Origin of the sequence: Polynucleobacter sp. MG-27-Goln-C1, from assembly GCF_018881905.1 — a bacterium.
Taxonomy (GTDB): Bacteria; Pseudomonadota; Gammaproteobacteria; order Burkholderiales; family Burkholderiaceae; genus Polynucleobacter.
Genome location: NZ_JACVPM010000003.1, coordinates 37554 through 61035 on the forward strand (window position 1 = coordinate 37554; position 23482 = coordinate 61035).

The window sequence follows — 23482 nt, forward strand, 5'->3', positions numbered from 1 at the left end:
AAAAGTAGAGACATGAGCACAACAAGCCATCCAAATACCTACGACTACATCATCATTGGCGCCGGCAGCGCAGGCTGCATGCTAGCCAAGCGCCTGACTGAGAATCCCGCTAAACGGGTGCTCTTAATTGAAGCTGGCAAGAACGATAACTACATCTGGATCCATGTGCCAGTTGGCTATTTGTATTGCATCGATAACCCGAGGGCAGATTGGCGCTTTAAGACTGCTGCTGAAAAAGGTCTGAACGGGCGCTCATTGTTATATCCGCGCGGTAGAGTTTTGGGCGGTTGCTCTTCTATCAACGGCATGATCTATATGCGCGGCCAAACAGGCGACTACGATTCCTGGGTTAAGGCAACCGGAGATGAGTCTTGGTCTTGGCAAAACGCATTGCGCCGTTACAAATCATTTGAGGATTATCACGGCGCAGCTAATCAGTGGCACAGTAAAGGTGGCGAGTGGACTGTTTCTAAGCAGCGCTTGCGTTGGCCCATCATGGATATCTTTAGGGAAGCAGCAGTACAAGCTGGTATCCCCGCATCCGATGACTTCAATCAAGGTGATAATTTTGGAGTCGGGTATTTTGATGTCAGTCAGCGCAAAGGTTGGCGACTCAATACCTCTAAAGCATTTTTGCGTGATGCTGCCAAGCGATCCAATCTCACTGTAGTGACTGAAGCTATGGTCAATAAATTATTGATTGATCCAAGTTCGAAAAATTGCTTCGGTGTTCAATATATTAAAGATGGCAAAACCATCGATGTGCATTGCACCGCTTCCGATGCTAGTAATCCAGGCGAAGTGATTTTGAGCGCAGGCGCCATTGGTAGCGTGCAGGTTCTAGAGCGCTCAGGTGTTGGTTCAGCCGCACACCTCACTATGCTAGGCATTCCGGTGGTTACCGATTTACCTGGTGTAGGCGAGAACTTACAAGACCATTTGCAGTTGCGCATGATCTACAAGGTCAATGGAATTAAGACTTTGAACACCAAAGCGAATTCTTTATTGGGTAAGTTGTTAATTGGTATGGAGTATGTGTTTAAGCGCTCTGGCCCGATGTCAATGGCGCCTTCGCAGCTAGGCGCTTTTGCATACAGCTCGCCCGATCAGCCTTCAGCAAATTTGGAATATCACGTACAACCTCTATCGCTAGAAAAGTTTGGTGAAGATTTACATTCCTTCAATGCAATTACTGCAAGCGTTTGTAACTTACGCCCAACCTCTCGCGGCAGTGTGCACATCAGCTCGCTCGATCCAGAAGCGCCTCCAGTGATCGCACCAAATTATTTATCGACTGAGGAAGATCGCAAAGTGGCTGCAGACTCATTGCGCCTCACGCGCAAGATTGTGGAAAGTCCTGCACTCAAGCCCTACACACCAGATGAGTACAAGCCAGGCAAGCAATATCAAACTGATGAAGAGCTTATTAAAGCTGCTGGTGATATTGGTACGACGATTTTTCATCCAGTAGGCACTTGCAAGATGGGGCGCGATGACGATCCGATGTCAGTGCTCGATTCACAATTACGCGTGAGAGGCATTCATCATCTGAGAGTAGTTGATGCATCTGCAATGCCAACAATTACTTCTGGTAATACTGCAGCGCCGACCATGATGATTGCGCAACGCGCTGCTGAATTGCTCACGAGTGAGTAGTTCAAAAATACAAGGCAGTTCGCAGTCCCATCCTGGGCTTCCAGCAAGTCACTTACTTTTGGCGCTCGCCATTGTTGCGGTATGGGGAACAAACTTTGTAGTTATTAAGATATCTCTCGATAGCTTCCCGCCATTTTTCTTTGCAGCTCTGCGATACATTTTTGCTTTATTGCCGGTGGTATTTTTTATGCCCAAGCCTAAGGTCTCTTGGGGCAATCTTTGCGTCTATGGTCTGGCAACCGGGGTGGGGCAGTTTGGTGTGATGTACTTTGCGATAGATGGACGTATTTCTCCAGGGCTCGCTTCTTTGGTTATTCAGACGCAGGTGTTTTTCACCATTGGCTTTGCAATGTTCTTTGCCAAGGAGGGTCTGAGGCTCTATCAGGCAGTAGCTGTTGCGGTAGCAATGACAGGTTTAGTAATTATTGCGCTGCACACAGATTCCACAACGACTTTCTTGGGCCTTGCTTTGGTGGTATTTGCTGGTTTCTCCTGGGGGATTGCCAATACCGTGAGCCGTAGGGCGGGTGCCATCAATATGCTGTCCTATGTAGTTTGGGCAAGCGCCTTCTCAATACCCCCTCTACTGATCACTTCACTCATCTTTGAGGGTGGCGTTAATCATTTATGGGAAGTCACCTTGGCAGCCCCCGTGGGGGCTTGGGTGGGCGTGCTCTGGCAGTCCTGGGCTAACACCTTATTTGGCTATGCAGCGTGGGGCTGGTTGCTCTCAAAGCACCCAGCAGCCGTGGTAGCCCCTGCACCCTTGCTAGTACCCATTTTTGGAATGGGGGCTTCAGCCTTCTTCCTGGGCGAGGCTTTGCCAAGCTGGAAAGTCATGGCTGCTGGCTTGGTAATTGCCGGTCTTGTGGTCAATCTTTTCTGGCCAACATTGCGAGAGAAAAGTCGTCAGTTTTTTTAAAACGACTTTTATCCTCAAGGGCTAATGTAAAACCCTAATACAAACCCCTTTTTTTGCCCCTACATTAACTGTAAGATGGCTATTCGTTTCAAGTTGTACCTAAAAAAGAATTTATTTAATTAAGCATTTTTAGTCATGGAGACTTTATGAATATTCGTCATCACATTTTTGCAGTAGCTGCTGCTGCAATGTTTACAACCGGCGCATACGCTGCCGATATCAAACTTGGTGTTGCAGGCCCGTTCACTGGCGGCTCAGCATCCATGGGCGTAAGTATGCGTGACGGCGTGCGTCTTGCCGCAAAAGAAATTAATGCTGCCGGCGGTGTTAATGGCAACAAGATTGTTTTAGTTGAACGCGATGATGAAGCCAAGAATGAACGTGGCGTACAAATTGCTCAAGAATTGATTAACAATGAAAAAGTAGTTGCTACTCTCGGTTATATCAACACTGGTGTTGCTTTGGCTTCACAGCGTTTCTACCAAGAGGCGAAGATCCCTGTAATGAACAACGTGGCAACTGGCACATTGATCACTAAGCAGTTCCCTAATGCACCAGAGAACTACATCTTCCGTAACGCAGCAGCTGACAACATTCAAGCACCAATGATCGCTAAAGAAGCGGTTGAGAAGCGTGGTTTGAAGAAGGTAGCTATCTTGGCTGACTCTACAAACTACGGTCAGTTGGGTCGCGAAGACTTAGAAAAGGCTTTGAAGGGCTATGGCGTAACTCCAGTAGCTACAGAGAAGTTCAACATTGGCGACGTGGATATGACTTCACAATTGCTCAAAGCAAAAAATGCTGGTGCAGAAGTGATTTTGACTTACGCAATTGGACCTGAGTTGGCACAAATTGCTAACGGTATGGCGAAGTTGGGTTGGAAGAAGCCAATGATCGGTTCATGGACATTGTCTATGGCTAGCTTCATTGATACTGCTGGTAAGAACGGTAACGGCGCAACAATGCCTGAGACTTTCATTCAGAATCCTGCAACTACACCAAAGCGTAAAGCTTTCGTAGATGCTTACCTGAAGGATTTCAAACCTAAGAACGGTATCATCGCTTCCCCAGTATCAGCAGCTCAAGGCTACGACTCTGTATACCTCTTGGCAGCCGCTATCAAGCAAGCAAATAGCACAGAAGGACCAAAGATCTTGGCAGCTTTGCAAGACTTAAAGACTCCGGTTGAAGGCGTTGTAATTACTTACAACAAGCCATTTAGCGCTACTAACCACGAGGCTATCGCAGCTAAGGACGTAGTCATGGGTGTTGTTGAGAACGGTAAAGTTGAGTTCTTGAATGCTGAAGACGCTACAGCTAAGAAGAAGTAATTAGCTGAAGTGTGCAGGCAATAGCACTAATTATTTTGCACTGCAACATTTGTTAGATCAAAGCGCCGCCCAAAAGGCGGCGTTTTGCTTACAATGTCGAATTCGTTAATAAAACAGTTTTAAGTATTTTCTTTTAGGCCAATAAAAATGGACATGCTTGCACAAATCCTCTCAAGCGGTATCGCGGTGGGGATGATCTATGCGGTAATCGCTTTCGGTTTCCAGCTAACTTTTGCCACATCAGGCACTCTGAACTTCGGTCAAGGTGAAGCACTGATGTTGGGTGCTCTAGTAGGTTTAACCTGCGTAGACACTTTTGGCATGAACTACTGGGTCATGATTCCCGTAGTTTGTTTGTTCGGCATGATTCAAGGTAGCTTTGTAGAGCTCATTGGTGTGCGTCCTGCAATCAAGATTAAATCTGAGTTTGGTTGGATTATGTCCACCATCGCACTCGGCATTATTTTCAAGAACGTAGCAGAAAATATCTGGGGACGCGACGCATTGCCATTCCCTTCACCATTGCCGATGGAGCCAATGGAGTTCCTTGGCGCAAACATTTTGCCAATGGAAATTTTGGTGGTGGTTGGTGCGCTTGTGATGATGCTATTGGTCGAGTTTTTTAACCGTAAAACGATTTACGGTAAGGCTGTTGTAGCAACAGCAAACGATCGTGATGCTGCTGGTTTGATGGGCATCAATACCAGCTTGGTAATTACTTTCTCTTACGCTCTTTCTTCATTGACTGCAGCGTTTGCCGGTGTATTGATTGCCCCTCTGACATTGACGGGCGCAAGTATGGGTGGCGCCTTAGGCTTAAAGGCTTTCGCGGTTGCGATTATTGGTGGACTCTCCAGCGGTATGGGAATCATTGTGGGTGGTTTGATTCTGGGAATCGTTGAGACAGCTACAGGTTTTTATATCTCTACTGGTTATAAAGATGTACCAGGTTTGATTTTGCTGTTGCTAGTGCTTGCATACAAACCATCTGGTCTCTTTGGTAAATCTGCAATTAAGAAAGTTTAATGATGAAGAAGTCTCTAATACCTCTATTAATTGCGATTGCGGGGCTGTTTGTATTACCCCTGTTTATTCATAACCCTTATTACATTCACTTAGTTGAAACGATTCTGATTTACACCATTCTGTTGTTTGGTTTGGATATCGTGGTGGGCTATGTGGGTCAGGTTTCCTTAGGGCACGCTGCCTTATTTGGAATCGGTTCATATACCGCCGGTGTTTTATATTTCCACTTTGGCTTGCCAATTTGGATCAATATTCCAGCATCTATTATTGTCACTGCGATCTTTGGCGGCATCTTAGCGTTGCCAGCATTGAAAGTAATCGGACCATATCTTGCGATGGTGACCTTGGCATTTGGCACAATCGCACAGATTCTGATTAACGAGATGACTTGGTTGACTGAAGGCCCATTAGGTATCAAGATTCCAAAGCCAGAGTTGATGGGCGTACCTATGACCAAAGCAGAGTATTTCTGGTTGGTCTCTGCCATTTTGATCATCTCTCTGATCATCGTTGACCGCTTTGTAAAATCCCAAATCGGTCGTGCCTTCGAAGCTTTGCGTGACAGCCCAATTGCTTGTGACTGTATGGGTGTATCCGTATATCGCTTTAAGGTGATTGCGTTTGTGATCAGTGCGGGCTTTGCTGGTTTGGCTGGTTGCTTGTATGCCTACTCTGAACAGTACATCTCACCAAATACCTATAACAACGAACTTGCTGTTTTGTTCTTGCTAGGCATCATCATGGGTGGACGCAAGTCACGCCTTGGTGCAGTTATTGGTGCGGCGATCATTGTGTTGTTGCCAAAACTCTTGGATGACATCAACCTATTCCGTATTGTTGCCTCTGTCATTGCAATCGTTGTAGTGGTAGGTGCTGCGATGGCTTTGTCGAAAAAGGTCACTACAGTACGCCGCGTTGCAGTTCCGATTGCAGGCGTTGTTGGTTTGGCGGCATTCTCATTCTGGCTCAATAGCATTTCAGATTGGCGCTTGAGTATTTTCGGCTTCATGATTTTGTTAGTTGTGTACTACTTGCAAAACGGTATTGTTGGTTTTGCGAAGAGCTTCTACCAATCCATCGTTGGCAAAACAAAAACTACTCGCGGTGAAGAAGTTGAAGCGGTAGACGACTCCATTAGCTTTATCAGCAAAGTTAGCGATCAAAATTCCGGCGCTGAGCTCCTGAAAGTAGACTCTGTATTGATGCAGTTCGGTGGCTTGAAAGCATTGAACAATGTTGATCTGAGTATCAAGCGCGGAACTATTCATGGTCTGATCGGTCCTAACGGTTCCGGTAAGAGCACGATGATGAACGTGTTGACGGGTATTTATGTGCCTACCGCCGGTAATGTTCTCTATGCTGGCGAGAGCGTAGTTGGTAAAACTTCATCTGATATCGCCTTGTCAGGTATTGCACGTACTTTCCAAAACGTTCAGCTCTTCGGTGAAATGACAGCAATCCAAAATATTTTGGTTGGCTTACACCACACCTTCAGATCAAACATGGTGGAGATTGCCTTAAATCTGCCGCGTTACAAGAAAGAAGAAACCGAAGCCCACGCTCGCGCAATGGCTCTCCTGAAGTTTGTTGGTTTAGATGATTTGGCAAATGAAGAAGCGCGTAACTTGCCATACGGTAAGCAACGTCTCTTGGAGATTGCCCGTGCATTGGCATTGGATCCAGAGTTGCTCTTGTTGGATGAGCCTGCGGCTGGTTTGACAGCGCCTGATATCAAAGAGCTCTTGCGCATTATTCGTAAGATCCGCGATAACGGTATTACCTTCATCCTGATTGAGCATCACATGGATGTGGTGATGTCAGTATGCGATACCGTTTCTGTATTGGACTTCGGTCAGAAGATTGCAGAAGGTAAACCAGCTGAAGTTCAGGCAGACGAGAAGGTGATTCATGCCTACTTGGGTACTTAATCACTAGAACTATATTGAATCGGTAAATACCATGTTATCTATTAAGAATCTTGAAGCAGGCTACGGCAAAGTAAAAGTTCTGCACGGCATCAATATTGATGTGCCTAAAGGACAAGTTATTACTTTGATCGGGTCAAACGGCGCCGGTAAAACAACGACCATGCGTGCTATCACCGGCATGATTAAACCAACTGGTGGTGAAGTAACCTTGGGCGGTGAAAAAATTGATGGTTACGACTCTCATAAAATCGCTCGCTTAGGTTTAGCTCATAGCCCAGAAGGTCGTCGTGTATTTACGACTATGTCAGTCAATGACAACCTCCTGTTAGGCGCATTTCCACGCTTTACAGGTAGCCGTCCAAAGGGTGATATTAAGAACGATCTAGAGCGCGCTCTAGAAATGTTCCCGCGCTTAAAAGAGCGTCGTAACCAATTGGCTGGAACATTGTCCGGTGGTGAGCAACAGATGCTGGCGATGGCTCGTGCTGTGATGCTCAACCCAGAGATCATTCTCTTGGATGAGCCATCAATGGGTCTTGCACCAATTTTGGTTGAGGAAGTATTTAAGATTATTTCTAACCTCAAATCTCAGGGTGTGACGATGTTATTGGTTGAGCAGTTTGCTGCTGCGGCTCTTAACGTTGCTGACTACGGATATGTACTCGAGAATGGCAAGATTGCTACTCATGGTCCAGCCGACAAGCTGATGCATGATCCAGCTGTGAAAGCAGCTTACTTGGGTGGTGCTGGCGGTCACTAAGATTTAGTTGTGTGCTGATTGTTAAAAAGCCCTCGAAAGAGGGCTTTTTCTATTGAGGTGCAATCAAACCACTTGCCAAACTAATTCTGAAGCAGTGAGATCGCCTCTCTAATGAGTAGGGCGCGATAACCCATATACATAGCGACACCTACAAAACCAATCAAAAATAACTTAGGTACTAATGCGCCCTCAGCCGCTAGTTCTGAGTTGAGAAGCCCTAGGGCAACTGCTAAGAAGAATAGGGCGCCTAGGCCCAAGACAATCCAATTCTCATGCTTGCTCATCTTCTGGCTCTGATTGACATAAGCGAGCACCTGAAAGCCATTGCCTTTTTGATAGCCGGAGACTGTCACGGTATCACCATCACTCACCACCATAGGTGTTGAGAATTTAGCTTCGATAGCCTGATTGCCTAAATTGAATTTGGATACAAAGAAACGCTGGTAATACACCGAAGAATGATCATGAGTGGGCTTTTCAGGATTTACATATTCCAGGAGCTCATTATTGAGATTACTGACCGTTCCAGAAATAGTGCTCACAGAGTTAGTTAGAAAAGAGCTGGGTTTGAGTGTCATGAGTAGAGCTCCCAACAGTATGAGAGAGAAAATAAGAGGAAAAGATTGAAGCGGTTGTTTCACGGATTCAAAGTTAGCACACCTTTAATGAGCAGGCTAATTGCAATCGCTAAAGTGAAGATCGAGAAAATGAGTTGAGTATGCGGACCGCTTAACTTTTTACCTAAGAGGAGCCCAATCAACAGCCCTCCTAAAGCCGCTAGCGCAAATGGTGCTGCCACCAATATATTGAGACTGCCAGAAGCTGCTGAGAAAATCGCACCTCCACCAGTGATGATGGCAAGAACACCGAGTGAGGTAGCAACAATCGATTTGATTGGTAAATCGGTATAGCGCTTGAGTGCAGGGACGATGATGAAACCGCCGCCAACACCGAGTAATCCAGATAAGAAGCCAGCGATACTGCCGGCAAACATCAATGCACGTGCGCAGGGCAGGGTCCATTGGAGCTTTCCAATGGCTGGGTTCATTAGGCAAGGAGGTGGCTTTCTGCTGGCTTCGGGAATGCTATTGATTTGATTGCGCGCTTGACTCAATAGCTGGATGGCTACATATAAGAGAATCAAGCTAAACAGAATCTGTAGCGGTGCGTTCGGAATCTGTGGGGCAAGCCAAAGGCCTAAAGGGGATAGCGCCAATCCAAAGAGGGCCATGAACCCTGCGGCCTTATAGCGCAGGATCTTATCTCTCAGTCCTAGAATGGCCCCAACACTAGAAGCGAGGGCAACGGCACACAGTGCAATCGGAGCAGCCTCCGCAATAGGGAGGCCCAGAAAGAAGACCAGCAAAGGAACCGACAAAATACCGCCCCCAGCGCCGGTGAGGCCCATAAGGACGCCCACTAGGATTCCTAGTGCTGGGCTGATAAGGGTTGAGTAGTCCATTGCAATTTATTTTAGATTAATATAGTATATAAATATATATAATATTTATTCAATCGAAAGAATCTCGTGACCACACAGCAAACCCCGCTAATTAAGGACTTTTTTGACCCAGAAACCTGGACCTACACCTATGTGGTCTATGAAGGTGATGGCAGTTCGTGCGTCATCATCGACTCTGTATTGAACTACGACCCTAAGTCGGGCAGAACTAGCACCAAATCTGCTGATGAGGTAATTACTTTCGTTAAAGCGCACAAGCTTCAGGTAAGTTGGATTCTGGAGACCCATGCCCATGCAGACCATCTAACTGCTGCTCCTTACTTGCAAAGTCACCTGGGTGGTAAGTTGGTGATTGGGGATCACATCAAAAATGTACAGATAGTATTTAAAGGTGTTTTCAATCTAGATGATCGCTTTAAAGCTGATGGCACCCAGTTTGACTACTTGCTTAAAGAAGGTGAGTCACTCGTCTTTGGAAATCTTTCCTTGAAGGCGCTTTTTGTGCCGGGCCATACCCCCGCATGTATGGCTTATGAAATCGGTGATGCCATCTTTGTAGGCGACACCTTGTTTATGCCGGATGTTGGTACGGCGCGCTGTGATTTTCCTGGTGGCGATGCGAAGACCCTCTATCGCTCGATTCAGAAGCTCTTGTCTTACCCTGGCCAGACCAAGCTATATATGTGCCATGACTACCCGCCAAACAATCGTCCCGCGTCGGGTATGACTACCGTTGCCGATGAGAAGGCAAACAATATTCATGTGCATGATGGTGTCACTGAGGATCAATTTGTACAGATGCGTACAGCGCGCGATAAAACCTTGGAAATGCCAACATTAATTTTGCCTTCCATTCAGGTGAATATTCGGGCTGGACATTTTCCTGAGCCAGATGCCAATGGCGTTGCCTACCTAAAAATTCCTTTAAACGCGCTTTGATTGGGTGATGACAATGAATATGCCTATCTCTAAAGCAGAGTTAAAGAAGATGCAGTCATCGGCAGATGAGGCTTGCAAGCTCATGAAGGTCTTATCGAACCGTGATCGCATGATGCTCTTATGTGAAATTGGGCAAGCAGAAAAATGCGTTGGTGAGCTGGAGGCAGCATTAGATTTGCATCAGCCAACCCTTTCCCAGCAGCTCACCGTATTACGTAAGGAAAATCTGGTTAAAACGCGTAGAGAGGGTAAACAAATTTATTACTCCCTATCAAGCCAGGTTGCTGTAGCAGTAATGAGCTTGCTATACAAGCATTACTGTAAAAAGTAATTTAAAGAATTGTTTAATCGTTTTTAAAGGGAGTTCATTATGAAATGTAACGTCGGTGGTATCGATCGTATCTTAAGAATCTCGGTAGGTATTGTGCTGGTAGCACTTGCAGCTAACGGTACCGTAGGTTGGTGGGGCTGGCTTGGAGTGATTCCTTTGGCTACGGGCATTTTCCGTTTCTGCCCAGCTTACCCATTGTTGGGAATCAATTCTTGCGGAACATCTAGCGACAAAGATTCTTGCTGTAAGTAAGTTTTCTACTGTGTGATTAAGGCGTATTGAGAGATAAAACTCAATACGCCTTATTTCCATTTGGAGTACCCACTTTTTTAGCATAAACGGCGTGCAACAAAAAGATGGCAAAGAAAGCAATGCCAATCACCCAGTGGGTTGTGATGACGCTATCTCGAATTTCTTCAGGGCCGTAGTACAACAAGGCGCCTGATATCAATAAAGTAGCCAAAAAAGCCAATTGGCTTAATCCGCTCCACAACTTCCTCTTAGACTTGAGGCCCGCTTTTAGGTGAAAAGGTAAGACTGAGCCCAAAGCCATCGTAGCAATCATTGCGGCAATGCCATGCCACATCAGGATAGAGGGAGCGCCCAATACAGGGCCTTGAATGTGAAATTCATGCCCAAGCAAATAGGCTGTACCGGTAAGAGAGCAGCTCAACATGCCAATGAGGACGAAATGTTTTTGCCATGCTGGCATCTTGCCAAGGCGACTAGTGTTGTTCATAGGGTAGTAGCGTGAGGAATTTTGATGGCTTGAGCAGAGAAATGACTCAAGCAGGGATGTTGGGTATTGCCAGAAATGCTGACCACTTTAGTTAGGGCATCCGCATAGACACATTCATTAGCGATGACTGAGTAAGACTCGGAAAACTCTATGTGTTCATGATTAAGGGGATTGACCATATAACTTTTGGCATCAGTGTCGCGTTTTGCAAAGTAGAGGCTACTAGTCGCAATAGAACCTGCCCTCATGCTACCAATCTGAATTAACTCTAGAGGCTTACTCGGATTTCGGACTTGAATGTCTTGTGCTTTATCACCAAAGACTCTCATATCACCTCCTGCATTGACCGAACCAGATACAACGCCTGTAGCCTGTAGAGCCTCAACGGCTTTGTCTACAGCGTAGCCTTTGGCAATGCCACCAAGATCAAGGCAGAGTGGGGGCTTAGATTGAACTAGGTTTGGCTCAATAAATCGAAGATCTTCAATGCCTCCGAATGAGTGATCATTTAAGTTGATATGCCTTGGCAGTAGACCTGCTTCTACCAGGCGGTGACCAACCCCACAATTAAATATGCCTTGAGACTCAATATGAATCTCTTTAGCAATGGCCAGTACCTCGGCTGTCCAGGAGTGAATGCGAATCGGCTCTAAATGGGATCTAGCATTAATTTGAGAAAGCTCACTCTCCGGATCATGAAATCCCATCAAGGATTGAACCTGTTCAATGGCAGTGAATGCCATCTCTATTGCATGCAGGGAGTGTTCTCCATCTTCAGTTGAAATTTCAACAAAGGTGCCTAAGAGTGGTTTGCAGCGAATCATTTTGCTTTGGGCGCTTGGTATTGGTTTTTGAGTGCAATGTCATAAAGCACTGCAATACGCTTGACGCCATCAGTGAGGTGTTTGCAAGAGAGGGTGGCGCCACCAATGTTTTGAATATCTTGGTTAAGCTTAATGGGATCTGCTGCTGTTTTGCCAATAAACTGATTACGCCACTGGGCTTCAGCTACTTCGTACCCATAGGATTCAACATAGTCTAGGATTTCAATGCCGGTGACTGCACCCGATGGGCTTAGTGCTACGGCATAGGTAATCATTTCGTGTTTACCGACCACCTCATCTACGATGAACCAACTTCCGTCAGCTGCTTTCCAAATGCGATCTCCTTGAAAAGCTTGTCGGACACTCGATGCTGAGCGCATTTTGTCTTGCAGTTCATCTGTAATGATGATGGGATTTTTGATAAGCGGTTTATTGGGTATGAGTATCTTTTGTGCTTGCTCCACGGATACGTAAATCTTGGCATGCGCGACCATCGGTATCGTTGTTGCAGCCAGCCCAATAATGAATAGAGGATTAAGTTTCCAGTTCATGTTCTAAATTCTTTTTCTTGAGGGGGATATAAATTAATTTGCCAGTAATGCATTGGCCTCAAAGCAAAGATCATCAAGATCTTCAGTGCTTTCACTTATTTGAGCTAAGGCCTCAAACATCATCAATGCCCGCTCTCTCGCAGTCGCGCAATGAGTAGACTGAAACTTAATCAAATGTATCAGTGCGGCCATTAATAAATTTTGCTTTTCCATAATTACCTTTAAATTAAAAATATGAGAGATCTTGTTTAGTTCAGCGGGAAGCCAACTTTGACGATAAATTCATTAACCGAGTGACTATCCCAAACGCGAGCATTGGAGCATTCTGCGGTTCCGTCACCCATACACGTATTGCCTTTGAGTTGATAGCGCCAAGCACCAGTGACCCACCAGTCTTTTTCTGCGTAATGTAAGTTGGGGCCGACAAAAGTGGCTCTTTGTACTTGGTTTTGTAAGTTGTAGCTAGAGTAGTCATTATGAAAACGTGCCTCAACGCCACCAGACCACTTGGGTGCAAATCGATAGCTTGCACCCACTAGGAAATCCAGCATCGATTCAGGAACATTGCCATTGCCAACAAACTTCAATTGCTCATTTGCAACTACAACGTTGCCGGCTAGAACTAATTTATCGTCAATAAAGTTGGATTGCAGTAATAAACGCGCTTCAATCTCATTCTTGTTCTTACCAATAGTTGGTTCTAAATACAGGCCAACTCCGACTGGAGAGGTGACTGGATTGGTGATGCGATAAATTGCCTCTAGTGAACCACCCTCAATGCCACCTTTTCTGTAGGGTGAGGCAGGATTATGTGATTCAGGGACAGGTTGCCCACCAGTGCAGGATGCGGCGCCATCGCATGCATCTGAGTTGGTGTAATTTTGATTTGCATTCACGTAATAGGCATTAAGGTAGCCGGCAAGTTGAAAGTCATTCGTGACGCCATATTCCAATTCCGATCTAGAAAACCAAGCGTTATAAGAACCGGCTGCTTGTTGTTTATTGAGCTGTAAGCGCTGCTCAAACTCAAGCTTTCCTTTTGGCTGTAGATCTAGGGTGTAAATCCATCCAAACGCACCTTCACCCGCATTGGCGAATGAGAAGTGCAAGGCGGTGGCTAATAGGATGCTAAAGGCAACAAGTCTTTTGATAGTCATTTTCATAGTGAGGTGGTCTGGTTAGTAAAAGTAATTAAGAATCATTCGCAATATACAGTAAATGAGAATAATTCTCAATTGAGAAAATGACCCTATGTGCTTTGGTGTTGAGATTTGACTGGGTTGACTGCCAAGCTTGTAAGATCCGTAGCTATGGATTCAGAAGCCCTTGTGAAGCTGGTCACTATGAAGATGCCTTATGGCAAGCATGCTGGTCGTGCGCTTGCGGACTTGCCTGGTAATTACTTGGCCTGGTTCGCTCGTGAAGGCTTTCCTAAGGGCGAGCTTGGACAGCTCCTGGAGCTAATGCATACCCTTGATCACAATGGATTACGAGGCTTATTGGCGCCCATTCAGCGGGCCCATGGAATTTCTCCCCGCACTCGGGAGTAATAATTTATTTGGAGTGCACTATCGCGATGACGCGATGACGTTCATAAGTCACACTGACTGAATCCGGCGGACTGCTTTGCGAGAGTGTGACCACGATTGAGCTCTGAGCTTCAATCTCTTTCGCTAAGCTTTGAGCCAAATTGAGGTTGCGGTCATATTGAAGCTCTATGCTGGCAACCCTTCCTGACTTGATGTTGGAGATGAGTGCCGCCACCTTCTCAGGTGAGTATTGGTCAAAAAAGACCGGATACCAACCGCCCACTACTTGCCTGGGTGCTGATGCGCTCTTCGTAGTCGATTTGATTGATTTACTTTCGGCGCTCTCTACTGGCAAGTGAAAGTCGATACCGGTTTTCTGAATCAGATCAGCGTAAGAGATTGGCGCGCTCATTTGCGCATCATCAGCATTCTCAACCCAATAAGCCCAAGCCAATTTTTTGTTGGGGTCGTAGACCAGCTTATATAGATGGCTTGGAATAGTGACCTTGCTTTTACCTATGCTGCCAGCATTGCCAACTGATCCTGTAAAGACGTACACATCGCCTTGCGCGCGTTTGATATACATCCTCGTAGGTTCTTCAACCCGTTTTGCCCAGATACCCTGATTGTTTTGCCTGGCTTGCGGCATCATATTTGCCAGGGAGAATGACTGCGCCATCCCCTTTTCACTTGTCATGTCCCCAGCTGGCACGTTGTGGCCACGGTCATACCCACTGCCGCGATAGTCTGCCAGTAGGGCGCGCTCATGAAAAGGCAGTCTAGCCTCTTCATAAAACTGATTGGTGCGGCGTGGGTGAGGCGCTTGGAGCTGCTCGCCATTGAGTTTCTCAATGGTGTAGATGGGCTTTTTATCTGAAGGTGAGTAGTAGATCGCAAAATCGTCGAAGCAAAGGTCTCGTCCTACCTGAGTCGTTGTCGGTATTTGCTGGGCCGGGAACAGATCTTTACATTGATCGAAGAGGGCGAACGCACTGAGCGGTAGCCAAAGTAGGCTAAGTAAGAATGGTTTGACCAGGAATTTCATTGCATGTCAGTGTAATGAGTGGTGCCATGAGGATGTAAAAGTTTTTCGTCTACTGGGCATTTAAGTTAGCTCTAGAGCTAGTGTGGACGGGGCTTAAGAAGCATTTTGTGCAGCTGCCTTACGTCACCGTAAGGCGTAAATAATGCAAGATCCTCAACTGGCAGAGAAGGCCATCAGAACACTACCGGTAGAAAATACAGTCCGCCGGAATACTAGATGTATGGGTCAGACAGTGCTTTTGAAGTTGAAAAATAGTAAAAAAGTTGGATTTTGAGCACTTTTTTATTATATGAAATAAGTCCTCACTAACTTATTTAAGTCATTGAATTTAAAGAGTTAAATATAAAAATCAGGGGCCTCATTAGGGATCATCCTTATTTCAAGACCTAAAAGTTATCGAAACAGAGTTCTTTATTCTTGACTTGATATAAGAACCTTCTTAGGATGACTCATGTTTTTTACTTATTGCATCGCAACATAAATCAGAAGCTTGATTTTAGGTGTGCTGCAAGACCATGAATGATTAAATGTTTTTCTACCAATTCGAGTGACTTGCAACTAGCGCAACCAGCAACGGTTAACGCTAAAGAGTTGTTAGCTCACGCACTATCGCCTGTGTATCGGGTGATGAATGGTTTGGTGATCGTGACTATTTTCATGATCGTGGGGCTCTGGCTCTCCGGCAATGGAACTCAAGCAGGTGCTTTTGATTTAGCTCGCATCCTGGTTCCCGATGAATCGCGCCATATGGTGTGGCAAAACGGTTTTGGAATGCTTGATCAGTACCAAGAAGAAGCTCCAAAGGTCATCGCAGATAAAGAGATTGCCAATGTGATCTACGGGAAAGCTTCGGTCAGTCCTAGTAGCGGCCTCATGAGCGCTAAGCAACAAACAGTTGCTCTCTTGATGCCTTCAGTGGCTCATGCCCAAGTAAAGCCGATTTCTCATCTATCAGATCGCATCCCCGCTTCAAAAATCGATCCGCAGGCGCTCGATTCAAAGTTGATGGTGTCGATTCAGAATCAACGTGCTGTCGCTGACTTCTTTGAAAAGAAGTACAAGTTAGATCGTGCCAAGATTGAGGAATACGTTTCCAATACGGTGTTGATCGCAAAAGAAGTCAACATTGATCCAGTTTTGTTGCTTGCCGTAATTTCAGTTGAGTCGAACTTTAATCCCCTGACTAAAAGCCAGGCTGGTGCTGAAGGTTTGATGCAGGTGATGACCACCATTCATAAAGATAAATATGCTTTGTACGGTGGAGCTACTGATGCTGTGAAGCCTGAAGTAAATATTCGGGTAGGCGCTTATATTTTGAAATATTTGATTGCCACCAGTGGTTCATTACGCAATGGCTTGAAATATTACGTCGGCGCTGCAAATGCGGATAACGATGGTGGCTATACCGATAAGGTAATGGCTGAAAGAAATCGTTTGATTGGCTTGTGTCAGCCAGCAATGCAAAATAAATTAACCTTGAATGGAAAAGACTTGCGTTCGTAAGATCGGCAGTTTTTCTCTGGTAAAAAATAAGGCCACTCATCGAGTGGCCTTATTACTTGCAGATGCTAGCTTGGAATTAATTTACTCCGTGTAGCTCTACGTCAAATACTAGGGTTGCATTTGGGGGAATGACGCCACCAGCGCCGCGTGCGCCATAGCCCATTTCAGAAGGAATGATGAGAGTGCGTTTGCCGCCGATCTTCATGCCTTGTACGCCTTGATCCCAGCCCTTGATTACATGCCCAGCACCCAAAGGGAAGCTAAACAGTTGGCCGCGGTCCAGGGAGCTATCAAACTTCTGACCTTTGTGATCTGGCGCTTTGTCATCAAACAACCATCCGGTGTAATGCACATCTACATGATTGCCGGCAGTCGCTTCTTTGCCATCACCAACAACGGTATCTATTTTTTGGAGTTCGCTCACGTTTATCTTCCTCTTTGGCTGAAATTGAAGGGCTAGTATATTCTGAGCGTAATCTTTTTGTTCGAGCAAACTAACATGACAAACTTTTGGCCCCATTCTGCGTATAAAACCCTTGCGGTTGGCTCGGACAATCAACTGCAGGTGACGGATGATTTTCTGCGCACCTACTTATTGCGCCCAGAGTTAAACCTCGTTCCTGAATCCTGCGATGCAGAGCGTGCTCTGCACCAGCGCTTAAGTGAGAACCCCCGAGCAACTATTTCAGAGCAAGAAGTAGCTGCCATGGCGGATCCAGATATTCAGGTCAACTATCAAGTTTGGTTGAGGTATCGAGCCAAGCTATTGGCAGCCAGCTCTTTAGAAAACTTCTATATGAGTTTGTTTAAAGGTGATGGCGTTGATGTACCGCCATTATTTATTTCTCAGCTGGCGGAAATATTTATTCGACACATCTTGGGTGAGGATTGCCACCCCTTGGATGCGCGTATGGGCGAGATTTTTTTCCGGACTCAAAAGATCACCGTACTAGAAGACGGCGTTGTGATGGGCGCGGATGATGAGGTGGTCACTCGCAATGCGCAAGCTGGTGAGACTGGAAACATTCTGGATCTTCTGAAGAGTAAGTCGATGTCCATGCGCTCGATCGATTTAGATGTCCTGCATGAAGAAAATGCTGATCTGTATTGGGAGAAGAATGAAGATCATGATTTTGCAGTTCAGCTCAATTTTGGTCAGCCACCCATCAATCATTTTTGCCGCGTTCTCGAAAAATGGGTGCAACACTTTTTAGGTGCCCAAGTGCGCATTACTCCAATGCAGCAAATTTCCGATCCTAAGTGGTCTTGGCATGTTGGCCTAGATGCTGCTGCAACCGATATCTTGAATAAGCTCTACAACAAAGAGTCAGTCGATTCTGACGAGCTTGAGAAGGTGATTTGTTTATTCCGCCTAGACTTTATTGATGAGGCTGCTGTTACTCAGTCTCAGGCTGGCAAGCCGGTATATATGGCTATTGCCATGAATGATGAAAAGCAACTCAAACTCAAACCGCAAAACTTACTCTTCAATTTGCCCTTAGCTAAAGCTTCCTAAGTAGCAGAGGCTGCGCCAGTCTTCTTACGATTGGCGCTCAGCCAAATCAAGGCACCCGCTGTGACGGCGACGGGGAGTAGTGATCCGAAGTTCAGGATGCTCCAGCCCTGCGAAGTAATGAGCGCACCCGATCCAAATGAAGTGAAGGCCATGGTGCCAAATACAAAGAAGTTAATTGCTGCCTGAGCTTTGTCACGCTCTTCTGGTCGGTAAGCGGTCATCGCTAGTGAGGTGGATCCTGTAAACAAAAAGTTCCAACCAACACCCAATAAAAATAGTGCGATTAAGAATTGATGCAAGTTGGTGCCGGAAAGTGCGATTGCAATGCAGATGAGATTGAGGATTACTCCAACGCCCATGATCTTGAGTGTGCCAAAGCGCTGAATGAGTGAGCCAGTAAAAAATCCGGGTGCGAACATACCAATCACATGCCATTCCAATACCAGTGCCGTCTCGGAAAAGGGTAGTCCACAAATCTGCATCGCCAGTGGCGTTGCTGCCATCAGGAGGTTCATGACGCCATAACCCAGGGAGGCGCCAATCACAGCAACCATAAAAACGGGTTGGCGAAGAATAGTCTTAAGATCTCTGCCATCAGAAAGTGAGTGTTGGGTTTTGAACTCTTCTGGGAAGTGGATGAACTGCATCACGATGATCCCGATAAAGCCGGCTATCGAGAGGGTGAGGTAAGCCCCCAAAAAAGCAGTGTCAAAGAAGTCTTTAGTCCAGGAGGCGAGGTTAGGTCCAATGACAGCCCCAAGGATTCCTCCGGCAAGCACCCAGGAGACCGCCCTGTCCCTCTGGCTGATAACGGTTAGCTCAGCAGCTGCAAATCGATATAGTTGCCCATTGGCGCTGTAATAGCCCGCAATAAAGGTGCCTAGCACTAGAAGCCAGAAGTTCTTGGTAATGGCGGCATAGGCGCACAGAAGCGCTGAAAAGACGGCTACCAGGAGGCCTAGCTGAAAGGAAATCTTCCGGCCAAAGTAATTTTGGGTTTTGGCCACAATCGAGGTGGAGAATGCGCCGCCTACAACGTAGCCCATCACTGGCAAGGTAGCCATCCAGGCAACCGGGCTCAAACTAAGCCCAACTAGGCCATTAATGGCGATAAAGGTCACATTATTGGTTAAAAACAAGCCCTGGCAGAGAATCAACAGTACGAGGTTTTTGTTGAGTAGGGGGTGCTTGTTGGTCATGCACAGCAGTTTACGATGTAAGTAAGTTCGATATTGGCTTGGTGGATTCCCTTAAATTGACCGACTTCAGCCAATTTGGTGCCTAAAAGCCCTTAAATTGCTGGGGTCGATGATTTAAAATAGATGTCTCGGTCCAGTGCGTGAAATTACACCCAAGACAGCCAAAAGCGCCTGAAGTGTTGCGTGCGGAATGCGAGAGTGGTTCGGTATAAGACCGGGCCCTAATATTTATCCATATCGAGGAAAAATCAATGGCTTCAGAGAAATCAAAGATCATTTACACGCTGACAGACGAAGCGCCCTTATTGGCGACCTGTGCATTTTTACCAATCATTCGTACTTTTACAGCGCCAGCTGGAGTACAGGTTGTAGAAAGCGACATTTCTGTTGCGGCACGTATCTTGTCAGAGTTCTCTGATTGCTTAACGGCCGAGCAGAAAGTTCCTGATAATTTGGCTGAGCTTGGCCGCATGACTCTATTGCCTGATACCAACATCATTAAGCTGCCTAATATCAGTGCTTCAGTTCCGCAATTGCTCGCTGCTATTAAAGAGTTGCAATCGAAGGGCTACAAGCTCCCTGATTTCCCAGATGATCCTAAGGATGATGCTGAAAAATCAATCCGTGCTCGTTACTCTAAATGCTTGGGTAGTGCTGTAAACCCAGTATTGCGTGAGGGTAACTCTGATCGCCGCGCACCAAATGCTGTTAAGCGCTATGCCCGTAAGAACCCGCACTCGATGGGTGACTGGAGCCAGGCTTCCCGTACGCATGTATCCCACATGCATGGTGGCGACTTCTACGCAGGTGAGAAGTCAATGACCATGACTAAGGCATGTGATGTGAAGATGGATTTAGTGACGAAGAGCGGTAAGACAATTGTTCTTAAGCCAAAAGTCTCTTTGCTCGCTGGTGAAATTATTGACAGCATGTATATGAGCAAGAAAGCACTTTGCGAGTTCTATGAAAAAGAAATCGAAGATGCTTACAAGACTGGCATGATGTTGTCCTTGCACGTGAAGGCAACCATGATGAAGGTGTCACACCCAATCGTGTTCGGTCACGCTGTAAAGATTTTCTACAAAGATGCTTTTGAAAAGCACGGTAAGTTGTTTGAAGAGTTGGGTGTTAATCCTAACAACGGTATGAGCAGCTTGTATGACAAGATCAAAACTTTGCCAGAATCCAAGCGCGAAGAAATCATTCAAGATTTGCACGCTTGCCATGAGCACCGCCCAGCATTGGCGATGGTAGATTCTGCTAAAGGCATTACCAACCTCCATTCACCAAGCGATGTGATTGTGGACGCATCTATGCCAGCGATGATTCGTGTAGGCGGCAAGATGTGGGGTGCTGACGGCCGTTTGCATGACACCAAGGCGGTTATTCCGGAAAGTACTTTTGCCCGTATCTACCAAGAGATGATTAACTTCTGTAAGACTCACGGTAACTTTGATCCAACAACGATGGGTTCTGTGCCAAACGTGGGCTTGATGGCTCAGCAGGCAGAAGAGTATGGTTCACATGACAAGACTTTTGAAATCCCTGAAGCTGGCGTAGCCCGTATTGTTGCGGATGACGGCACAGTATTGCTTGAGCAGAACGTTGAAGAGGGTGATATCTGGCGTATGTGTCAGGTTAAAGATGCGCCAATTCGTGACTGGGTTAAGTTGGCAGTCAATCGTGCGCGTTTGTCTGGCACTCCAGCGGTATTCTGGTTGGATGAGTACCGTCCACATGAAGCTGAGTTGATCAAGAAGGTTCAAACCTATTTGAAAGATCATGACTTAACTGGTGTGGATATTCAGATCATGTCTCAGACTCGCGCAATGCGCTACACCTTGGAGCGCATCATTCGCGGTAAAGATACGATCTCAGTAACAGGTAATATTTTGCGTGACTACCTCACGGATTTGTTCCCAATTATGGAACTCGGTACCAGCGCCAAGATGTTGTCTATCGTGCCATTGATGGCGGGCGGCGGCCTCTTTGAAACTGGTGCGGGCGGTTCTGCTCCTAAGCACGTTCAGCAATTAGTTGAAGAGAACCATTTACGTTGGGATTCTCTAGGTGAGTTTTTGGCCTTAGCTGTTTCATTGGAAGATATCGGTGACAAGACTAATAATCCAAAAGTGAAGATTTTGGCTCGTACCCTAGATGAAGCAACTGGTACATTGTTGGACAACAATAAGTCACCATCACCACGTACTGGTGAGTTGGATAACCGCGGTAGCCAGTTCTACTTGGCGATGTACTGGGCTCAAGCCTTGGCAGTGCAAACCGAAGACAAAGAGCTACAAGCCCACTTTGCTCCGATTGCAAAAGCACTAACTGAGAATGAGCAAAAGATTGTTGCTGAGTTCAAGGCAGTGCAAGGCAAGCCAGCCGATATTGGCGGCTACTTTATGCCTGATCAAGCTAAGTTCAAAGCGGTAATGTGCCCAAGCACTACGCTTAACGAGATCTTGAAAAAAGCTGCAGCTTAAGCTGAGTTAGCGTCACAAAAAAGGCAAACCAAGCGGTTTGCCTTTTTTCTTATGCGGCTCTATTTGCTGGAATTCAGCAGTTCAGCAAGAAATTGGTAGGCGTAGGAGAATGGTCGGTATTAGCAATGTTGGCCTATATCCATTGAGGAGAATTGAATATGCGCGCAAATGAACTGAAGCGGCTATCTCAGGAGGTAACCCCCAAGGCAGTTTTTGAGGGACGTCGTGACTTGATTAAAAGTGCCGCTGCCGGCGCTTTTGGGCTTGCACTTGCTCCCTGGTTCTCGCGCGAGGCGCTTGCCAGTAATCCACAGAAGTTACTCGCTACACCGAACCCAAACTTTGTTCTGAAGGACGAGTCGACTAGCTATAAGTATGTGACCAGCTATAACAACTTCTATGAGTTTGGTACGGATAAGTCAGATCCCGCCGCCTATGCTGAAAGCTTGCAGACGCGTCCGTGGACAGTAACGATTGAAGGTTTAGTTAAAAAGCCAATGACCTTGGATATGGATGCATTGCTCAAGCTTGCCCCGATGGAGGAGCGCATCTATCGCATGCGCTGTGTTGAAGGTTGGTCGATGATTATTCCATGGGATGGTTACTCTTTATCCAAGTTGCTGAATCAAGTTCAGCCTTTAGGCTCCGCCAAGTATGTCGAATTTATTTCCTTGGCGGATCGCAAGCAAATGCCAGGACTCAAGAGTCAGATTATTGAATGGCCTTATCGCGAAGGTCTGCGCTTGGATGAGGCAATGAATCCATTGACTCTGCTTACCTTTGGTCTTTATGGTGAGACTCTGCCAAAGCAAAATGGCGCCCCAGTACGCATTGTGGTGCCTTGGAAATATGGCTTTAAGAGTGCTAAGTCGATTGTCAAAATTCGTTTGACAGAAGAGATGCCGAAGACTAGCTGGAGCCAGTTCGATGCAAGGGAATATGGCTTTTATTCCAACGTGAATCCTTTAGTAGATCATCCACGCTGGAGTCAGGCGACCGAGCGGCGTATTGGCGATCCCAAAGGTGTCTTTGCTCCCAAAATCAAAACCCAAATGTTCAATGGATATGGTGATCAGGTAGCAAGCATGTACTCCGGGATGGACCTCAAGAAGTTTTACTAAGGTCATGTGATAAGTACAGCTTGATGAAGTTACTGATTTTCCTGTTGGCGCTACTGCCTTTAGATCGTTTGATCTGGCTAGGCTTTACTGATAGCTTGGGCGCTAACCCCATTGAGTTCATTACGCGTTCAACTGGCACATGGTCACTAGTTTTTCTATGTTTGACACTGGCGATGACGCCATTACGTTTACTCACAAATTCAGTTGCATGGATTCGGTATCGCAGAATGTTGGGCCTATTTAGTTTTTTCTATGCCTGCCTACATTTTGGTATTTGGCTTTGGCTGGATCAAGACTTCGATCTAGCGGGAATGATTAAAGATGTGGTGAAGCGGCCATTTATCACCATGGGCTTTATTAGCTTTGTGTTGCTCATCCCATTAGCTTTGACTTCGACTCATTGGGCTCAAAGAAAGCTAGGTCGTCGTTGGGCACAACTACATCGACTTATTTATCTTATTGCTTGCACCGTGATCCTGCATTATTGGTGGCACAAGGCAGGCAAGAACGATCTAGATACCGTGACAATCTATGCAGTTGTTTTGCTATTACTGTTATGTTGTAGGATTCCTTATATCCGCAAGCTCCTGAGCAAGCAGTTCATTACTTAACAT

25 protein-coding genes are annotated in these 23482 nt (G+C 46.2%); 15 read left to right on the plus strand and 10 right to left on the minus strand.

All coding sequences use genetic code 11. From position 1 onward, the window contains the following. Positions 1-12: 12 nt before the first annotated feature. From ICN14_RS08320 to ICN14_RS08345, 6 genes are all read left to right on the plus strand, one after another. A complete protein-coding gene (locus ICN14_RS08320) occupies positions 13-1656 on the plus strand; it encodes a GMC family oxidoreductase (RefSeq protein WP_216226015.1) in 1644 nt (547 codons plus the stop codon). Then, the gene (locus ICN14_RS08325) at positions 1649-2578 is read left to right on the plus strand and encodes an EamA family transporter (RefSeq protein WP_370624833.1); all 930 of its coding nucleotides are present in this window, start codon (positions 1649-1651) and stop codon (positions 2576-2578) included. Before ICN14_RS08320 ends, ICN14_RS08325 begins: the two co-directional genes overlap by 8 nt. A gap of 146 nt (positions 2579-2724) precedes the next feature. Next, the gene (locus tag ICN14_RS08330; RefSeq protein ID WP_216226016.1) at positions 2725-3909 is read left to right on the plus strand and encodes an ABC transporter substrate-binding protein; all 1185 of its coding nucleotides are present in this window, start codon (positions 2725-2727) and stop codon (positions 3907-3909) included. Between the two features lie 147 nt (positions 3910-4056). Then, the gene (locus ICN14_RS08335; RefSeq protein ID WP_216226017.1) at positions 4057-4935 is read left to right on the plus strand and encodes a branched-chain amino acid ABC transporter permease; all 879 of its coding nucleotides are present in this window, start codon (positions 4057-4059) and stop codon (positions 4933-4935) included. Beyond that, entirely contained in the window at positions 4935-6863 is a 1929-nt protein-coding gene (locus ICN14_RS08340) for an ATP-binding cassette domain-containing protein (protein ID WP_216226018.1), read from the plus strand. The genes ICN14_RS08335 and ICN14_RS08340 overlap by 1 nt, the downstream gene beginning before the upstream one ends. A gap of 31 nt (positions 6864-6894) precedes the next feature. Then, complete coding sequence (locus tag ICN14_RS08345; RefSeq protein WP_015420530.1) at positions 6895-7623, plus strand: ABC transporter ATP-binding protein; 729 nt, start codon at positions 6895-6897, stop codon at positions 7621-7623. Positions 7624-7703: 80 nt separating this feature from the next. Here ICN14_RS08345 and ICN14_RS08350 read toward each other — a convergent pair whose 3' ends face one another. After that, positions 7704-8201, minus strand: a complete 498-nt coding sequence (locus ICN14_RS08350) for a hypothetical protein (RefSeq protein ID WP_216226019.1) — start codon at positions 8199-8201, stop codon at positions 7704-7706. A 59-nt stretch (positions 8202-8260) separates the two neighbouring features. Beyond that, positions 8261-9085, minus strand: a complete 825-nt coding sequence (locus ICN14_RS08355) for a sulfite exporter TauE/SafE family protein (protein ID WP_216226020.1) — start codon at positions 9083-9085, stop codon at positions 8261-8263. A gap of 66 nt (positions 9086-9151) precedes the next feature. Between ICN14_RS08355 and ICN14_RS08360 the strand changes: the two genes are divergently transcribed. From ICN14_RS08360 to ICN14_RS08370, 3 genes are read left to right on the plus strand one after another with little or no spacing between them, the layout of a single operon-like run. Next, entirely contained in the window at positions 9152-10024 is an 873-nt protein-coding gene (locus ICN14_RS08360; RefSeq protein ID WP_216226021.1) for an MBL fold metallo-hydrolase, read from the plus strand. Positions 10025-10037: 13 nt separating this feature from the next. Then, positions 10038-10355, plus strand: a complete 318-nt coding sequence (locus tag ICN14_RS08365; RefSeq protein ID WP_255536030.1) for a metalloregulator ArsR/SmtB family transcription factor — start codon at positions 10038-10040, stop codon at positions 10353-10355. Between the two features lie 39 nt (positions 10356-10394). Further along, entirely contained in the window at positions 10395-10607 is a 213-nt protein-coding gene (locus tag ICN14_RS08370) for a DUF2892 domain-containing protein (RefSeq protein WP_216226022.1), read from the plus strand. Positions 10608-10647: 40 nt separating this feature from the next. On the opposite strand, the gene ICN14_RS08375 is transcribed toward ICN14_RS08370, so the two are convergent. The 5 genes from ICN14_RS08375 to ICN14_RS08395 are packed head-to-tail and all read right to left on the minus strand — an operon-like array spanning position 10648 to position 13626. Continuing rightward, positions 10648-11094: a hypothetical protein gene (locus ICN14_RS08375; RefSeq protein ID WP_216226023.1), complete on the minus strand. Its 447-nt coding sequence runs from the start codon at positions 11092-11094 to the stop codon at positions 10648-10650. After that, a complete protein-coding gene (locus ICN14_RS08380) occupies positions 11091-11918 on the minus strand; it encodes an FAD:protein FMN transferase (RefSeq protein ID WP_216226024.1) in 828 nt (275 codons plus the stop codon). Before ICN14_RS08380 ends, ICN14_RS08375 begins: the two co-directional genes overlap by 4 nt. After that, entirely contained in the window at positions 11915-12469 is a 555-nt protein-coding gene (locus ICN14_RS08385; protein ID WP_216226025.1) for an FMN-binding protein, read from the minus strand. The genes ICN14_RS08380 and ICN14_RS08385 overlap by 4 nt, the downstream gene beginning before the upstream one ends. A gap of 33 nt (positions 12470-12502) precedes the next feature. Next, positions 12503-12682, minus strand: a complete 180-nt coding sequence (locus tag ICN14_RS08390) for a hypothetical protein (RefSeq protein ID WP_216226026.1) — start codon at positions 12680-12682, stop codon at positions 12503-12505. Positions 12683-12717: 35 nt separating this feature from the next. Continuing rightward, positions 12718-13626, minus strand: a complete 909-nt coding sequence (locus ICN14_RS08395) for a DUF6662 family protein (RefSeq protein ID WP_255536021.1) — start codon at positions 13624-13626, stop codon at positions 12718-12720. Positions 13627-13779: 153 nt separating this feature from the next. On the opposite strand from ICN14_RS08395, the gene ICN14_RS08400 reads away from it, so the two are divergent. Further along, positions 13780-14019 carry a DUF3820 family protein gene (locus ICN14_RS08400; protein ID WP_216226028.1) on the plus strand — a complete coding sequence of 80 codons (240 nt, stop codon included), beginning with the start codon at positions 13780-13782 and terminating at the stop codon, positions 14017-14019. Positions 14020-14023: 4 nt separating this feature from the next. Here the strand turns inward: ICN14_RS08400 and ICN14_RS08405 are convergent, their stop codons facing one another. Next, a complete protein-coding gene (locus ICN14_RS08405; protein WP_216226029.1) occupies positions 14024-15043 on the minus strand; it encodes a DNA/RNA non-specific endonuclease in 1020 nt (339 codons plus the stop codon). A 519-nt stretch (positions 15044-15562) separates the two neighbouring features. Here ICN14_RS08405 and ICN14_RS08410 point away from each other — a divergent pair. Further along, a complete protein-coding gene (locus ICN14_RS08410) occupies positions 15563-16546 on the plus strand; it encodes a transglycosylase SLT domain-containing protein (RefSeq protein ID WP_216226030.1) in 984 nt (327 codons plus the stop codon). A 76-nt stretch (positions 16547-16622) separates the two neighbouring features. Here the strand turns inward: ICN14_RS08410 and ICN14_RS08415 are convergent, their stop codons facing one another. Then, complete coding sequence (locus ICN14_RS08415; protein WP_216179006.1) at positions 16623-16970, minus strand: FKBP-type peptidyl-prolyl cis-trans isomerase; 348 nt, start codon at positions 16968-16970, stop codon at positions 16623-16625. 75 nt (positions 16971-17045) lie between these two features. Between ICN14_RS08415 and ICN14_RS08420 the strand changes: the two genes are divergently transcribed. Beyond that, positions 17046-18062 carry a DUF6352 family protein gene (locus ICN14_RS08420; RefSeq protein ID WP_216226031.1) on the plus strand — a complete coding sequence of 339 codons (1017 nt, stop codon included), beginning with the start codon at positions 17046-17048 and terminating at the stop codon, positions 18060-18062. On the opposite strand, the gene ICN14_RS08425 is transcribed toward ICN14_RS08420, so the two are convergent. Then, positions 18059-19261: an MFS transporter gene (locus ICN14_RS08425; RefSeq protein ID WP_216226032.1), complete on the minus strand. Its 1203-nt coding sequence runs from the start codon at positions 19259-19261 to the stop codon at positions 18059-18061. The genes ICN14_RS08420 and ICN14_RS08425 overlap by 4 nt on opposite strands. Before the next feature lie 251 nt (positions 19262-19512). On the opposite strand from ICN14_RS08425, the gene ICN14_RS08430 reads away from it, so the two are divergent. The 3 genes from ICN14_RS08430 to ICN14_RS08440 all read left to right on the plus strand — a co-directional run bounded on the left by ICN14_RS08430 (position 19513) and on the right by ICN14_RS08440 (position 23479). Further along, on the plus strand, positions 19513-21747 hold the full coding sequence (locus tag ICN14_RS08430) for an NADP-dependent isocitrate dehydrogenase (RefSeq protein ID WP_216226033.1): 2235 nt from the start codon (positions 19513-19515) through the stop codon (positions 21745-21747). 158 nt (positions 21748-21905) lie between these two features. Then, positions 21906-22868, plus strand: coding sequence for a protein-methionine-sulfoxide reductase catalytic subunit MsrP (msrP, locus tag ICN14_RS08435; RefSeq protein WP_216226034.1), 963 nt, complete (start codon positions 21906-21908; stop codon positions 22866-22868). 23 nt (positions 22869-22891) lie between these two features. After that, positions 22892-23479 carry a sulfite oxidase heme-binding subunit YedZ gene (locus ICN14_RS08440; protein ID WP_216226167.1) on the plus strand — a complete coding sequence of 196 codons (588 nt, stop codon included), beginning with the start codon at positions 22892-22894 and terminating at the stop codon, positions 23477-23479. Positions 23480-23482 lie beyond the last annotated feature (3 nt).

What these genes read in the sequence shown, in the direction of transcription:
- ICN14_RS08400 (WP_216226028.1), top strand. Translation starts at nt 13,780, where the DNA reads ATGGATTCAGAAGCCCTTGTGAAGCTGGTCACTATGAAGATGCCTTAT.
- ICN14_RS08345 (WP_015420530.1), top strand. Translation starts at nt 6,895, where the DNA reads ATGTTATCTATTAAGAATCTTGAAGCAGGCTACGGCAAAGTAAAAGTT.
- ICN14_RS08420 (WP_216226031.1), top strand. Translation starts at nt 17,046, where the DNA reads ATGACAAACTTTTGGCCCCATTCTGCGTATAAAACCCTTGCGGTTGGC.
- ICN14_RS08370 (WP_216226022.1), top strand. Translation starts at nt 10,395, where the DNA reads ATGAAATGTAACGTCGGTGGTATCGATCGTATCTTAAGAATCTCGGTA.
- ICN14_RS08320 (WP_216226015.1), top strand. Translation starts at nt 13, where the DNA reads ATGAGCACAACAAGCCATCCAAATACCTACGACTACATCATCATTGGC.
- ICN14_RS08335 (WP_216226017.1), top strand. Translation starts at nt 4,057, where the DNA reads ATGGACATGCTTGCACAAATCCTCTCAAGCGGTATCGCGGTGGGGATG.
- ICN14_RS08405 (WP_216226029.1), bottom strand. Translation starts at nt 15,043, where the DNA reads ATGAAATTCCTGGTCAAACCATTCTTACTTAGCCTACTTTGGCTACCG.
- ICN14_RS08390 (WP_216226026.1), bottom strand. Translation starts at nt 12,682, where the DNA reads ATGGAAAAGCAAAATTTATTAATGGCCGCACTGATACATTTGATTAAG.
- ICN14_RS08330 (WP_216226016.1), top strand. Translation starts at nt 2,725, where the DNA reads ATGAATATTCGTCATCACATTTTTGCAGTAGCTGCTGCTGCAATGTTT.
- ICN14_RS08410 (WP_216226030.1), top strand. Translation starts at nt 15,563, where the DNA reads ATGATTAAATGTTTTTCTACCAATTCGAGTGACTTGCAACTAGCGCAA.
- ICN14_RS08430 (WP_216226033.1), top strand. Translation starts at nt 19,513, where the DNA reads ATGGCTTCAGAGAAATCAAAGATCATTTACACGCTGACAGACGAAGCG.
- ICN14_RS08350 (WP_216226019.1), bottom strand. Translation starts at nt 8,201, where the DNA reads ATGACACTCAAACCCAGCTCTTTTCTAACTAACTCTGTGAGCACTATT.
- ICN14_RS08385 (WP_216226025.1), bottom strand. Translation starts at nt 12,469, where the DNA reads ATGAACTGGAAACTTAATCCTCTATTCATTATTGGGCTGGCTGCAACA.
- msrP (WP_216226034.1), top strand. Translation starts at nt 21,906, where the DNA reads ATGCGCGCAAATGAACTGAAGCGGCTATCTCAGGAGGTAACCCCCAAG.
- ICN14_RS08425 (WP_216226032.1), bottom strand. Translation starts at nt 19,261, where the DNA reads ATGACCAACAAGCACCCCCTACTCAACAAAAACCTCGTACTGTTGATT.
- ICN14_RS08355 (WP_216226020.1), bottom strand. Translation starts at nt 9,085, where the DNA reads ATGGACTACTCAACCCTTATCAGCCCAGCACTAGGAATCCTAGTGGGC.
- ICN14_RS08380 (WP_216226024.1), bottom strand. Translation starts at nt 11,918, where the DNA reads ATGATTCGCTGCAAACCACTCTTAGGCACCTTTGTTGAAATTTCAACT.
- ICN14_RS08375 (WP_216226023.1), bottom strand. Translation starts at nt 11,094, where the DNA reads ATGAACAACACTAGTCGCCTTGGCAAGATGCCAGCATGGCAAAAACAT.
- ICN14_RS08340 (WP_216226018.1), top strand. Translation starts at nt 4,935, where the DNA reads ATGATGAAGAAGTCTCTAATACCTCTATTAATTGCGATTGCGGGGCTG.
- ICN14_RS08365 (WP_255536030.1), top strand. Translation starts at nt 10,038, where the DNA reads ATGAATATGCCTATCTCTAAAGCAGAGTTAAAGAAGATGCAGTCATCG.
- ICN14_RS08395 (WP_255536021.1), bottom strand. Translation starts at nt 13,626, where the DNA reads ATGACTATCAAAAGACTTGTTGCCTTTAGCATCCTATTAGCCACCGCC.
- ICN14_RS08440 (WP_216226167.1), top strand. Translation starts at nt 22,892, where the DNA reads ATGAAGTTACTGATTTTCCTGTTGGCGCTACTGCCTTTAGATCGTTTG.